The 13,969-nt window shown below is 68.9% G+C and carries 11 protein-coding genes; all 11 read left to right on the top strand.

The window, feature by feature from the left end:
* The first annotated feature begins 54 nt into the window (after positions 1–54).
* On the top strand, positions 55–1,998 hold the full coding sequence (gene ftsH / locus AB8810_RS14030; RefSeq protein WP_179564157.1) for an ATP-dependent zinc metalloprotease FtsH: 1,944 nt from the start codon (positions 55–57) through the stop codon (positions 1,996–1,998).
* 346 nt (positions 1,999–2,344) lie between these two features.
* Complete coding sequence (gene folP / locus AB8810_RS14025) at positions 2,345–3,244, top strand: dihydropteroate synthase (RefSeq protein WP_191826500.1); 900 nt, start codon at positions 2,345–2,347, stop codon at positions 3,242–3,244.
* Positions 3,244–4,194, top strand: coding sequence for a tRNA (adenosine(37)-N6)-dimethylallyltransferase MiaA (gene miaA / locus AB8810_RS14020; protein ID WP_179564161.1), 951 nt, complete (start codon positions 3,244–3,246; stop codon positions 4,192–4,194). The genes folP and miaA overlap by 1 nt, the downstream gene beginning before the upstream one ends.
* Before the next feature lie 119 nt (positions 4,195–4,313).
* Positions 4,314–4,589 (top strand): RNA chaperone Hfq, encoded by a 276-nt coding sequence (gene hfq / locus AB8810_RS14015; protein WP_003471569.1) that lies wholly within the window; start codon positions 4,314–4,316, stop codon positions 4,587–4,589.
* Positions 4,590–4,615: 26 nt separating this feature from the next.
* Positions 4,616–5,941: a ribosome rescue GTPase HflX gene (gene hflX, locus AB8810_RS14010; RefSeq protein ID WP_369913985.1), complete on the top strand. Its 1,326-nt coding sequence runs from the start codon at positions 4,616–4,618 to the stop codon at positions 5,939–5,941.
* A gap of 355 nt (positions 5,942–6,296) precedes the next feature.
* On the top strand, positions 6,297–6,791 hold the full coding sequence (locus AB8810_RS14005) for a CinA family protein (RefSeq protein WP_191826501.1): 495 nt from the start codon (positions 6,297–6,299) through the stop codon (positions 6,789–6,791).
* Positions 6,792–6,820: 29 nt separating this feature from the next.
* The gene (locus AB8810_RS14000) at positions 6,821–8,497 is read left to right on the top strand and encodes an AarF/ABC1/UbiB kinase family protein (protein WP_179565567.1); all 1,677 of its coding nucleotides are present in this window, start codon (positions 6,821–6,823) and stop codon (positions 8,495–8,497) included.
* Positions 8,498–8,646: 149 nt separating this feature from the next.
* A complete protein-coding gene (lexA, locus tag AB8810_RS13995; RefSeq protein ID WP_179564167.1) occupies positions 8,647–9,282 on the top strand; it encodes a transcriptional repressor LexA in 636 nt (211 codons plus the stop codon).
* Between the two features lie 185 nt (positions 9,283–9,467).
* A complete protein-coding gene (recA, locus tag AB8810_RS13990; protein ID WP_145700280.1) occupies positions 9,468–10,517 on the top strand; it encodes a recombinase RecA in 1,050 nt (349 codons plus the stop codon).
* A 118-nt stretch (positions 10,518–10,635) separates the two neighbouring features.
* Entirely contained in the window at positions 10,636–11,130 is a 495-nt protein-coding gene (gene recX, locus AB8810_RS13985; protein ID WP_179564169.1) for a recombination regulator RecX, read from the top strand.
* 106 nt (positions 11,131–11,236) lie between these two features.
* Positions 11,237–13,885 carry an alanine--tRNA ligase gene (alaS, locus tag AB8810_RS13980; RefSeq protein WP_369913984.1) on the top strand — a complete coding sequence of 883 codons (2,649 nt, stop codon included), beginning with the start codon at positions 11,237–11,239 and terminating at the stop codon, positions 13,883–13,885.
* Positions 13,886–13,969 lie beyond the last annotated feature (84 nt).

Below are 13,969 nucleotides of genomic sequence, written 5' to 3'. Positions count from 1 at the left end.
ACCCGTCGCATCACGCATCGAGAAAGAGTTGAAGGGACACCGGAGCCAATGAGGATGAACGACTTGACCAAGAATCTGTTGCTGTGGGTAGTCGTCGCCGTCGTGCTGATGGTGGTGTTCCAGAGCTTCTCGCCACGGCTGGCCGGCGGTCCCGGCAACGACACCGTGACCTATACCCAGTTCCTGAAGGAAGTGGACGGCGGGCGGGTGAAGTCGGTCGACTTCACCGACGACACCGGGCTGTCGGTGACCGCGATCCGCTTCAAGCGCAGCGACGGTAGCGAGAGCACGGTCTACGGCCCGCGCGACGACAAGCTGGTCGACGTGCTGTACAGCAAGAACGTGGAGATGACCCGGCAGAAGCCGGCCAACGGCCCGAGCTTCTGGTCGCTGGTGCTGAACTTCCTGCCGGTCATCCTGATCATCGGCTTCTGGCTGTTCATCATGCGCCAGATGCAGGGTGGCGGCGGCGGCGCCAAGGGCGCGATGTCGTTCGGCAAGTCGCGCGCCAAGCTGCAGGGCGAGGACCAGATCAAGATCACCTTCGCCGACGTCGCCGGCTGCGACGAGGCCAAGGAGGAAGTCAGCGAGCTGGTCGACTTCCTGCGCGATCCGACCAAGTTCACCAAGCTCGGCGGCAAGATCCCGCGCGGCGTGCTGATGGTCGGCCCGCCCGGCACCGGCAAGACGCTGCTGGCCAAGGCCATCGCCGGCGAGGCCAAGGTGCCGTTCTTCAGCATTTCCGGTTCCGACTTCGTCGAGATGTTCGTCGGCGTCGGCGCCAGCCGCGTGCGCGACATGTTCGAGCAGGCCAAGAAGCACGCGCCGTGCATCATCTTCATCGACGAAATCGATGCGGTCGGCCGTCATCGCGGTGCCGGCCTGGGCGGTGGCCACGACGAGCGCGAGCAGACCCTGAACCAGTTGCTGGTGGAGATGGACGGGTTCGAGGGCGGCGAAGGCGTGATCGTGATCGCCGCGACCAACCGTCCGGACGTGCTCGACCCGGCGCTGCTGCGCCCGGGCCGCTTCGACCGCCAGGTGGTGGTGGGCCTGCCGGACGTGCGTGGCCGCGAGCAGATCCTGAAGGTGCACATGCGCAAGCTGCCGCTGGCCGACGACGTCGAGCCGATGGTGATCGCGCGCGGCACCCCGGGCTTCTCCGGCGCCGACCTGGCCAACCTGTGCAACGAGGCGGCGCTGTTCGCCGCGCGGGAAACGGTGAAGGAGGTCCGCATGGATCACTTCGATCGCGCCCGCGACAAGATCCTGATGGGGTCCGAGCGCCGTTCGATGGCGATGAGCGAGGAAGAGAAGACGCTCACCGCCTACCACGAGGCCGGCCATGCCATCGTCGGTCGCCTGGTACCGGAGCACGATCCGGTCTACAAGGTCACCATCATCCCGCGCGGGCGTGCGCTGGGCGTGACCATGTACCTGCCGGAAGGCGACAAGTACTCGATCAACCGGGTCGCGATCCAGTCGCAGCTGTGCTCGCTGTACGGCGGCCGCGTCGCCGAGGAGCTGATTTTCGGCACCGACAAGGTCACCACCGGCGCCTCCAACGACATCGAGCGCGCGACCAAGATGGCGCGCAACATGGTCACCAAGTGGGGCCTGTCCGACGAGCTGGGGCCGATCGCCTACGGCGAGGAAGACGACGAGGTGTTCCTGGGCCGTTCGGTGACCCAGCACAAGAGCGTGTCCGACGATACCGCGCGCCGCATCGACGAAGTAGTGCGTTCGATCCTCGACAAGGCCTACGCCAAGACCACGCATATCCTGACCGAGAACCTGGACAAGCTGCACGTGATGGCCAAGTTGCTGCTGGAGTACGAAACCATCGACGTGCCGCAGATCGACGCGATCATGGAAGGCCGCGATCCGCCGCCGCCGATGGGCTGGAACAAGTCCGGCAAGGATGGCAAGGACGGTGGCAACGACAAGGGCAGTTCGCGGCCGCTGCCGCCGATCACCGGCCCGGCCGAGCAGCTGTAAGCGCCCGCTCGGGTCGATCGGAAAGCCAGGGAGCGATCCCTGGCTTTTTTGTTGCCTGCGCTTTTGTAGATCCGGTGGTGCAGGACAGGCCGCCGCAGCGGCGATCGCATCGCTCCGGCCGAGCTTGTGGACGCATCCTGCCGCCGCGTCGTCGTAGGCACTGCGACTGGGCGACAATGGCGCCCCGTCATCACTGTCCGCCGCCCATGCCAACGCCCGCTTGTCCATCGCTGTCGCTGCCTGCGAACGCCGTCGTCGCCACGACGCGCCGCGCCGCTGCACGAAGCGCAACGAAGCCCGTGCGCGGCATCCCCATCCGGTGCGGCAACCCGCAGGAGTACCGCTGATGTTCGAAACCTCGCCGAGCCTGGATTGCGGCGGACGCCGCCTGTTGCTGGATCGTCCGCGGGTGATGGGCATCGTCAACGTCACCCCCGACTCGTTTTCCGACGGCGGCGCGCATGCGACGGTGGAAGCGGCCGTCGCGCATGGCCTGCGCCTGGTGGAGGAGGGCGCCGACCTGCTCGACATCGGCGGCGAATCGACCCGTCCCGGCGCCACCCCGGTCCCGGTGGAAGAGGAATTGCGCCGGGTCATCCCGGTGATCGAGCGCCTGGCGGCGCAGACCACGTTGCCGCTGAGCGTGGACACCTTCAAGCCGGACGTGATGCGCGCGGCGGTCGCCGCCGGCGCCGGCATGATCAACGACATCCAGGCCCTGCGCCGGCCCGGCGCACTGGACGCGGCGGCGGAACTGCGGGTGCCGGTGGTGCTGATGCACATGCCCGACGACGCCTATGCCGCCGGCAGCGCGCCGCACTACGACGACGTGGTCGGCGAGGTGCACCGGTTCCTGGCCGAGCGCCTGTTCGCCGCGGAAATGGCCGGCATCGACAAGCGCCGCCTGCTGGTCGATCCGGGCTTCGGTTTCGGCAAGGGCACCGCCGACAACCTGCAGTTGCTGGCGCAGCTGTCGCGCCTGGTCGAACTCGGCGTGCCGGTGCTGGCCGGGCTGTCGCGCAAGCGCAGCATCGGCGAACTGACCGGGCGCACCGCACCGGAGCAGCGCATGGCCGGCTCGGTGGCGGCGCACCTGCTGGCGGCGCAGCGCGGTGCGCTGCTGCTGCGCGTGCACGACGTCGCCGCCACGGTCGACGCGCTGAAGGTCTGGAATGCGCTGGCGGCGGTGCCGCTGCCGCGCAGCGGCGCCGCGCCCGCCGCGCTCCGCTGGCCGGACGAGGACTGATGCCCGCCGACCGGCGCCCGCGCGCCATCGCGCTGATGGGGCCGACCGCGTCGGGCAAGACCGCCGCGGCGATCGCCCTGGCCGAGCGCTACGGCGGCGAGATCGTCAGCGTCGATTCGGCCCTGGTGTACCGCGGCTTGAGCATCGGCGCGGCCAAGCCCGATGCCCGGCAGCTGGCGCGCGTGCCGCACCATCTGCTGGACCTGCGCGATCCGTGGCAACCCTATTCGGCCGCCGAATTCGCGGTGGACGCGCGTGCCGCGCTGGAGGCGATCGTCGCCCGCGGCCGCCTGCCGATCCTGGCCGGCGGCACCGGCCTGTATTTCCAGGCGTTGCTGGAAGGCCTGGCGCCGATGCCGCCGGCCGATCCGCAGCTGCGCGCAGCGCTGGCCGCGCGCGCGCAGGCCGACGGCTGGGCGGCGCTGCACGCGCAACTGCAGCAGGTCGATCCGCTGGCCGCGCGGCGGATCCGGCCCGGCGACGCGCAGCGCATCCAGCGCGCGCTGGAAGTGTTCCAGCTCAGCGGCCGCCCGATCAGCGCATGGCAGGCGCAGCCGGGGCCGCCGCGGCTGCCGTTGCGGGTCCTGAAACTGGTGCTGGCGCCGCCCGACCGCGCGCTGCTGCACCGGCGCATCGCGCTGCGCTTCGACGCGATGCTGGAGCAGGGCTTCCTCGACGAGGTGCGTGCGCTGCGCGCCTTGCCGGCGTTGCGCCAGGTGGCGCGGCCGCTGGAGCTGCCGGCGGTGCGCGCGGTCGGCTACCGCCAGGCCTGGGAACACCTGGACGGGGCCAGCGATGCGGCCACGTTCCGCGATCGCGCGATCTCCGCTACCCGCCAGCTGGCCAAGCGCCAACTGACCTGGCTGCGCGGGGAGCTGGACGCGCGCTGGTTCGACCCCGAATGCGACGGCGCGCGCCTGGATGTCGCAGTGGCGGACTTTCTTGGCTGATTTGGCTACACGCCGCGCTGTGCTGGAGCCCGCGGTTGTGTAACATCGGCGGTCCGGGCCACGGCAGGGGAGCTGCAGTGCCGTCCCGGGCACATAAAAACAATAAACGGGAGTGAAGCATGTCCAAGGGGCAATCCTTACAGGATCCTTTCCTGAACGCGCTGCGTCGCGAACGGGTGCCGGTCTCGGTGTATCTGGTCAACGGCATCAAGCTGCAGGGTACCATCGAGTCCTTCGACCAGTTCGTGGTGCTGTTGCGCAACACCGTGAGCCAGATGGTCTACAAACACGCCATTTCCACCGTGGTGCCGGCGCGCAACGTGCGCGTCGGACCGGGCGGTGGCTATGTGCAGCAGAACGAGGGTGGTAGTGCGGACGATGACGAAGCCGAGTAAGACGCTGGTGAAGACCGGAGCCGCGGGTGTTTGATCGTTCCCGCCGCGGCGAACACGCACTGCTGATCCAGCCCTATGCCGGTGGACCGTTGGAGGACGATGTGCTGGAGGAGTTCGCCGACCTGGCGCGCTCCGCCGGTGCCAGCATCGCCGCCACGCTGACCGCGCGCATCGACAAGCCCAGCCCGTCGACGCTGATCGGCAGCGGCAAGCTGGAAGAGGTCAAGGCCGCGGCCGAGGCCAGCGGCGCCGATCTGATCCTGGTCAACCATGCCCTGAGTCCCGGCCAGGAGCGCAACCTGGAAAAGTACCTGGAGCGGCGCGTGATCGACCGCACCGGGCTGATCCTGGACATCTTCGCGCAACGCGCGCGCAGCCACGAGGGCAAGCTGCAGGTCGAACTGGCGCAGCTGCGCCACATGGCCACGCGGCTGGTGCGCGGTTGGACCCATCTGGAGCGCCAGCGCGGCGGTTCGATCGGCCTGCGCGGTCCTGGCGAAACCCAGCTGGAAACCGACCGCCGGCTGCTGCAGAAGCGGGTCGAGCAGTTGCAGAAGCGGCTGGAAAAGGTCGAGGTGCAACACACCCAGATGCGCCGTGCGCGGGTGCGCAGCGAACTGCCGCGGATCGCGGTGGTCGGCTATACCAATGCCGGCAAGTCGACCCTGTTCAACGCCTTGACCGGGGCCGAGGCCTACGCCGCCGACCAGCTGTTCGCGACCCTGGACCCGACCGTGCGCCGCATCGCGCTGCCGGGCGGCAACGCGATGCTGGCCGACACCGTCGGCTTCGTGCGCAACCTGCCGCACGAACTGGTCGCCGCGTTCCGCTCGACCCTGTCCGAGGCGCGCGAGGCCGATTTCCTGCTGCACGTGGTCGATGCCGCCGATCCGTTGCGCGAAGAGCGCATCGCCCAGGTCGACGAGGTGCTGCACGCGGTCGGCGCCGGCGATCTGCCGCAGTTGCTGGTGTTCAACAAGATCGACCGCATCGAAGGCGCCGACGTGCGCCACGATGCGCAGGACGGTGTGCCGGACGAGGCGCGTCGCGAGCGGGTCTGGATCTCGGCGCGCGACGAACGTGGCCTGGACCTGCTGCAGGGCGTGCTCGGCCAGCGGCTGGGGCTGCAGCGCGTGCAGGGCGGCCTGCGCCTGCCGTCCAGCGCCGGGCGCCTGCGCTCGCAACTGCACCAACTGCAGGTGGTCCGCAGCGAGCAGGCCGACGAAGACGGCTGGCTGCTGCAGGTGGACATCCCGATCACCGAGGCCGAGCGCCTGGCCGCCAGCGCCGACGGCGCGCCGATCCGCGCGCTGTTGCCGCCGCGCGAGGAAGAGGAGTGGCAGCAGCGTTAGCCGCAATGCCGGATGACGCCGCTGCACGCCTCGGCTAAGTGCATTTGGACTCGGCCGTTTGCGGCTTGCGCAAGGCCTGTAGGCGCGGCTTCAGCCGCGGCGGGCTCTACCGATACGGTCCGTCGCGGCTGAAGCGGCTCCTGCGGTGATGTCATATGAATCGGCAAGTCGCTGTTCTTCCCCGCTGCGCGAAGACGCTACTGATGGTGGCGGCATGCAAGCGAGCCTGCGCCTGAAGCACCAGCACCAGCCCGCTGCGCCACCATCGCTGAAGCCACGCAGGGCCGCGCGCTGCGCAAACGCGACAGCCGTGGCGAATTCGGCTACAAAGCGCATTGGTTTCCCGAGCAGCGCCATGAACGTCCCCACCGACCCGCAACTCCTGCAACTCGCCACTGCGCTCAGCGATCAGCTGCGCACCGCGCGCGAGCGCCTGGTCACCGCCGAGAGCTGCAGCGGCGGCTGGATCGCCAAGGCGATGACGGATATTTCCGGCTCCTCGGACTGGTTCGACTGCGGCATGGTCGCGTACAGCTACGAGGCCAAGCAGGCGCTGCTCGGCGTGCGTCCGCAGACCCTGGAGCACCACGGCGCGGTCAGCCGCGAGACGGTGATCGAGATGGTGTCCGGCGCGCTGGTCAATTCCGGCGCCAGCATCGCGGTGGCGGTGACCGGCATCGCCGGCCCCGGCGGCGGTTCCGCCGACAAGCCGGTCGGCACCGTGTGGGTGGGCTGGAAGCGGCGCGGCGGCTACGCCAGCGCGCAGTTGTTCCATTTCGACGGCGACCGCGACGCGGTGCGCCGGCAGACCGTCGCCGCGGCGCTGCACGGCCTCGGCGCGCTGCTGTGAACGCCGACGGGCGCTAGGTGGCGACCGCGATGTGGGAGGCGCTGAGCACGGTCCGCGACCTGGGGCGTTTGCAGGAAATCGCCTCGGTGCTGATCCGTTACGGCTTCGGCGACGTGGTCCGCCGCATCGGCATGGCCGACGTGCTGGAACGCGCCGGACGCCTGCTGCACTGGCACAACGCCGAAGAGATGCTGCGCATGTCGGCGCCGCAGCGGGTGCGGCGTGCGTTGCAGGATCTCGGGCCGACCTTCGTCAAGCTCGGCCAGGTGCTGGCCACGCGCGTGGACCTGCTGCCGCCGGAGTGGATCGACGAACTCGGCGAGCTGCAGAACGCGGCGCCGGCGTTGCCCTACGAACAGATCCTGCCGCAACTGCTCGAGGCGTTGGGCGAGGCGCCGTCGGCGATCTTCGCCCAGGTCGAGGAGACTCCGCTGGCCGCCGCGTCGCTGGCGCAGACCCACCGTGCCTGGCTGCACGACGGCACTGCGGTGGTGATGAAGGTGCGTCGCCCCGGCATCCGCGACGTGATCGAGGCCGACCTGCGGCTGCTGGCGCGGCTGGCGGAGATCGTCGAGGCGCGTGCGGCCGATCTCAAGCGCTACCACCCGGCGGAGGTGGTGCATCAGTTCACCGTGTCGCTGCGGCGCGAACTGGATTTCGCCGGCGAATGCCGCAACGCCGAGCGCATCGCCGCCAATTTCCAGGGCCACGACGAGATCCTGATCCCGCGCGTGCACTGGCAGTGGACCTGCGAGACGCTCAACGTGCAGGACTTCGTCGCCGGCATCGGCGGGCGCGACCTGGCGGGTGTGGATGCCGCCGGCCTGGACCGCCGCCGACTGGCCCGCGTCGGTGCCGAGATCGTGCTGAAGATGGTGCTCGAGGACGGCTGCTTCCACGCCGATCCGCACCCGGGCAACATCTTCTACCTGCCCGGCGAACGCATCGCGGTGATCGATTTCGGCATGGTCGGGCGCATCTCCGAGCAGCGCCGCTACCAGGTCGTGCAGTTGCTGCACGGCCTGGTCACCCAGGAGGCCGAGGCGGTCACCGACGTGCTGCTGGAATGGACCGACGGCGATGCCGAGATCGACGAGGCGCGGCTGCAACTGGAGATCGCCGGCTTCGTCGACCAGTACCGCGGCGTGCCGTTGAAGGAGCTGAGGGTCGGCGCGATGCTCGGCGACGTCACCGCGATCCTGCGCCAGCACGCGCTGGCGCTGCCGGCCGACCTGGCGCTGATGATCAAGACCTTCCTGACCCTGGAAGGGGTAGGGCGCCAGCTCGATCCGGACTTCGACATGGCCGGCGCCGCGGCGCCGTACCTGGAGCGGGTGATGCTGCAGCGCTTCGCCCCGCGCGCGATGGCCAAGCGCGGCCGCCGCACCGTGCTCGGCGCGCTGGAACTGCTCGGCGACCTGCCGCGCGACACCCGCCGGCTGCTGCAGGCGGCGCGGCGCGGACGGCTGCAGCTCAACGTCGAGACGACGTCGCTGAAGGGCTTCGGCGACCAGGTCAACCGCGCCGCGAATCGGCTGACCATGGGCATCGTCACCGCCGCGCTGATCATCGGCTCCTCGATCGTGATGAACAGCGTCGGCGGCGTCTCCAGCCGCTGGCTGCTGGCGATCGGCGTGGGCGGCTTCATCGGCGCGGCGCTGTCGGGCGTGTGGATCCTGATCTCGATCTGGCGCAGCGGCCGCTGAGCGGAGCGGGTTGTCGCTGCGAGCGAAGTCCCGGTGTGCGGGTGTGGCCGCAAGGCCCAGCGGGGCGGGCAATCTGCGGAACGGCAGCCCCCTTGATGCGATCACGCAGGGGTTGCCCATTTCCGTTTTTAGTAGTATTACTACTAACCATGGAACTGACCGAAACCCAGCAAGCGATCCTCGACCTGATCGCCCAGCGTATCGAGCACGACGGCGCACCGCCGTCGCAGACCGAGATCGCCCGTGCCTTCGGCTTCAAGGGTGTGCGCGCCGCGCAATACCACCTGGAAGCCCTGGAGCAGGCCGGCGCGATCCGCCGCGTGCCGGGACAGGCGCGCGGCATCCGGCTGGTGAGCGGCGCGGCCGCACCGGCGCCGGCCCCGCAGGTGGACAGTGCCGACATCCTGCGCCTGCCGGTGCTGGGGCGGGTCGCCGCCGGCCTGCCGATCGGCGCGGACATCGGTTCGGACGATTTCGTGGTGCTGGACCGGGTGTTCTTCTCGCCGGCGCCGGACTACCTGTTGAAGGTGCAGGGCGACTCGATGCGCGACGAAGGCATCTTCGACGGCGACCTGATCGGCGTGCACCGGACCCGCGACGCCCGTTCCGGGCAGATCGTGGTGGCGCGGATCGACGAGGAGATCACGGTCAAGCTGCTGAAGATCGGCAAGGACCGCATCCGCCTGCTGCCGCGCAACCCGGACTACGCGCCGATCGACGTGCTGCCCGACCAGGATTTCGCTATCGAAGGCCTGTATTGCGGCCTGCTGCGCCCCAACCGTTGATGTTGGAGATTGCACTACACCGCAGGCCGGATTTTCCCGACCCGCACCATCGCTGTTCGCCGCTGCTGTAGACCTGCCCGGACGAATTATTTTTTCTTTGCCCCGCACTGTCTCAGCCCGTGCGATACCTGGCCGCTAAATTGAACCTACCCCGCAAATCATCCTCACCTCCGAAGGACACCAAAATGGACGAGAACAAGAAGCGCGCGCTCGCTGCCGCACTGAGCCAGATCGAGAAGCAGTTCGGCAAGGGTTCGGTGATGCGGATGGGCGATCGCATCATCGAAGCCGTCGAGGTGATTCCGACCGGCTCGCTGATGCTGGACATCGCGCTGGGCATCGGCGGCTTGCCGAAGGGCCGCGTCGTCGAGATCTATGGTCCGGAATCCTCGGGCAAGACCACGCTGACCCTGCAGGCCATCGCCGAGTGCCAGAAGAAGGGCGGCACCGCGGCCTTCATCGATGCCGAGCATGCGCTGGACCCGATCTATGCCGGCAAGCTCGGCGTCAACGTCGACGAACTGCTGCTGTCGCAGCCGGATACCGGCGAGCAGGCGTTGGAAATCGCCGACATGCTGGTGCGTTCGGGCTCGGTCGACATCGTGGTGGTCGACTCGGTCGCCGCGCTGACCCCGAAGGCCGAAATCGAAGGCGAGATGGGCGACCAGCTGCCGGGCCTGCAGGCCCGCCTGATGAGCCAGGCGCTGCGCAAGCTGACCGGCAACATCAAGCGCTCCAACACGCTGGTGGTGTTCATCAACCAGCTGCGCATGAAGATCGGCGTGATGATGCCCGGCCAGAGCCCGGAAGTGACCACCGGCGGCAACGCGTTGAAGTTCTACGCCTCGGTGCGCCTGGACATCCGCCGCATCGGCGCGATCAAGAAGGGCGACGAGATCATCGGCAACCAGACCAAGATCAAGGTGGTCAAGAACAAGCTGGCGCCGCCGTTCAAGCAGGTCATCACCGAGATCCTGTACGGCGAGGGCATCAGCCGCGAAGGCGAGCTGATCGACATGGGCGTGGAAGCCAAGCTGGTCGAGAAGGCCGGTGCCTGGTACAGCTACGGCAGCGAGCGCATCGGCCAGGGCAAGGACAATTCGCGCCAGTACCTGCGCGACAACCCGCAGGTGGCGGCGAAGCTGGAAAGCGAGCTGCGCGAGAAGTTCCAGCCTACGGAAATCGCGCCGAGCGCGGCCGAAGCCGAGGACGCCGACGCAGACGCCGAGGCGTGATGGTCTTCTGCCGGGGGAGCGGTGGAGTCAGTGCCGCTCGTCTCCCTCGGCAGTCTTGAGCAAGCCAGGAGGGCAGGTGCCAGGGACGGCACATTGACGATCGTGGCGGTGAGCCTGCATGGGTGACGACGAACAAGCACAGGAACCGCGCCGGCGCCGCCGGCAGCCGGAACAGACGCCGTTGCAGCGGGCCTTGGGCCTGCTGGTGCGCCGCGAACATTCGCGCAAGGAACTGACCCGCAAATTGCGGGCGCGCGGCGTGGAGCAGGATGCCGCCGCCGCCGCGGTGGAGCGCCTGGCGGGCGAGGGCTGGCAGGACGATGGCCGTTTCGCCGAACTGCTGGTGCGCAGCCGGGCCAATACCGGCTATGGACCCTTGCATATTCGTGCCGAACTGGGCACCCACGGCCTGGATAGCGAGGCTATCGCCACGGCGATGGCCGCATTCGACGGCGACTGGAGCGAAAACGCCCGCGATCTGGTGCAGCGCCGCTTCGGCGCGGCCGGACCGGTGGACCTGGCACAGCGGCGCAAGGCCGCCGATCTGCTGGCGCGGCGCGGTTTCGATGGCGACAGCATCCGCGCGGCCACGCGCTACGAGCCGGAGGACTGAGCGGGCCGGGCCTGCTAACCTTGGCGGATTGTCTTGTCCGGTTTCCGCACGCCCTTATCTTGAGGGGGTACGCCCGGAAACCCGTCCGCTCGTCTATAGCCAGCCCATGAACGCACCCGCCAAATTCTCCACCTCCCAGATCCGCAGCGACTTCCTCGAGTTCTTCAACGGGAAGGGCCATACCATCGTTCCGTCCGCGCCGCTGGTGCCGGGCAACGATCCGACGCTGTTGTTCACCAATTCCGGCATGGTGCAGTTCAAGGACGTGTTCCTCGGCGCCGAGAAGCGCAGCTATGTGCGCGCGGCCGACGTGCAGCGCTGCCTGCGTGCCGGCGGCAAGCACAACGACCTGGATTCGGTCGGCTATACCGCGCGCCATCACACCTTCTTCGAAATGCTGGGCAACTGGTCGTTCGGCGACTACTTCAAGAAAGAGGCGATCGCCTGGGCCTGGGAACTGCTGACCCAGGTCTGGAAGCTGCCTGCGGAGCGCCTGCTGGTCACCGTCTACCACACCGACGAGCAGGCCTACGAGCTGTGGCGCGACATGATCGGGGTGCCGCCGGAGCGGATCGTGCGCATCGGCGACAACAAGGGCGCCCCGTACGCCTCGGACAACTTCTGGCAGATGGCCGACACCGGCCCCTGCGGCCCGTGCACCGAGATCTTCTACGACCACGGCGCGCATATCGCCGGCGGGCCCCCGGGCTCGCCGGACGAGGACGGCGACCGCTTCATCGAGATCTGGAACCTGGTGTTCATGCAGTTCGACCGCCAGCCCGACGGCACCCTGGTGCCGCTGCCGGCGCCGTGCGTGGATACCGGCATGGGCCTGGAGCGCCTGGCCGCGATCCTGCAGCACGTGCACAGCAACTACGAGATCGACCTGTTCCAGACGCTGATCCGCCACGCCTCCGAGCTGACCGGCATGGCCGACCTGGAGAACAAGTCGCTGCGCGTGATCGCCGACCACATCCGCGCCTGCGCGTTCCTGATCGTCGATGGCGTGCTGCCCTCCAACGAGGGCCGCGGCTACGTGCTGCGCCGGATCATCCGCCGCGCCCTGCGCCATGGCTGGATGCTCGGCGTGCGCCAGCCGTTCTTCCACAAGATGGCGGCCACCCTGTCCGACCTGATGGGCGAGGCCTATCCGGAACTGCCGGCGGCGCTGTCCACCGTGCAGCGGGCGCTGCAGGCCGAAGAGGAGCGTTTTGCCGAGACCCTGGACTCGGGCATGAAGATCTTCGACGAGATCGCCGCCCGCGCCAGCGGCAGCATCCCCGGCGCGGACGCGTTCCGCCTGTACGACACCTATGGCTTCCCGGTCGATCTCACCGCCGACATCGCCCGCGAGCGCGGCATGGAGGTGGACATGGCCGGCTTCGAAAGCGCGATGGAGCGCCAGCGCGAGACCGCGCGCGCGGCCGGCAAGTTCGGCGGCGGTACCACGCTGCCGGCGGACCTGGTGGCGCAACTGGTTCCCACGATGTTCCTGGGCTACGACGCGCTGCAGGCCGATGCGCTGAAGGTGGTCGCGCTGTTGAAGGACGGGCGTCCGGTCGAGTCGGTCGAGGCCGGCGATGCGGCGATCGTGCTGCTCGATCGCACCCCGTTCTATGCCGAATCCGGCGGCCAGGTCGGCGACCTGGGCCAGTTGAGCGCGGACGGCGTGCTGTTCCAGGTCGAGGAGACGCAGAAGTTCGCCGGCCAGTTCCATGGGCATGTCGGCCAGCTGCGCAGCGGCCGCCTGCAGGTCGGCGCCACGCTGTCGGCGCAGGTCGACAGCGACCGCCGCGGCGCCACCATCCTCAACCATTCGGCCACGCACCTGCTGCACGCCGCGTTGCGCGAGGTGCTCGGCACCCACGTGCAGCAGAAGGGGTCGCTGGTCGCGCCGGACCGGCTGCGCTTCGATTTCTCGCACTTCCAGCCGATGAGCGCCGAGGAACTGGCGGTGATCGAGCGCAAGGTCAACGCGCAGGTGCGTGCCAATCACGCGGTCGAGGTGCACCACATGGGCATGCAGGAGGCGCTGGACTTCGGCGCGATGGCGCTGTTCGGCGAGAAATACGGCGAACGTGTGCGTGTGCTGAAGATGGGCGACTACTCCACCGAGCTGTGCGGCGGCACGCACGTGGCGCGCACCGGCGACATCGGCCTGTTCAAGATCACCAGCGAGGGCGGCGTGTCGGCCGGCGTGCGCCGGATCGAGGCGGTGACCGGGCAGGGCGCCCTGGACCATGTGGCGGCCGAAGAGGCCAAGCTGCACGAGGCGGCCGAGCTGGTCGGCGGCAGCGCCGGCGACGTGGTCGAGAAGATTCGCCAGCTGGGCGACAGGCACAAGCGCCTGGAGCGCGAGCTGGAGGCGCTGAAGGCCAAGTTGGCGTCCGGCGCCACCGCCGACCTGGCCGCCACGGCGGTCGAGGTGGCCGGTGTGAAGGTGCTCGCGGTGCGCCTGGAAGGCTTCGATGCCAAGGCCTTGCGCGAGGCGATGGACCGCCTGAAGCAGCAATTGGGCGACAGCGTGATCGTGCTGGCCGGCGCCAGCGAGGGCAAGGCGGCCCTGGTCGCCGGGGTGAACGGCAGCCCAATGGGCCGGGTCAAGGCTGGGGAACTGCTGAGCCATATCGCCGGTCAGATCTCGGGCAAGGGCGGCGGCCGCCCGGACCTCGCCCAGGGTGGTGGCGAGGACGGGCCCGCCCTTGCCCTTGCGCTCGAGGGCGTACCCGCCTGGGTCAAGCAACATCTCCCCTGAACACGAACTCGCGCCGCCTTGCTGGCAGGGCGCGGCTTCCCTTAACATCGATCTTCTTTTCCCTTTCGTGATGGGGCGTCCCGG

Source organism: Xanthomonas sp. NCPPB 3005, from assembly GCF_041228095.2.
GTDB lineage: Bacteria > Pseudomonadota > Gammaproteobacteria > Xanthomonadales > Xanthomonadaceae > Xanthomonas_A > Xanthomonas_A bonasiae.
This window is presented reverse-complemented; position numbering and strand designations above follow the sequence as displayed.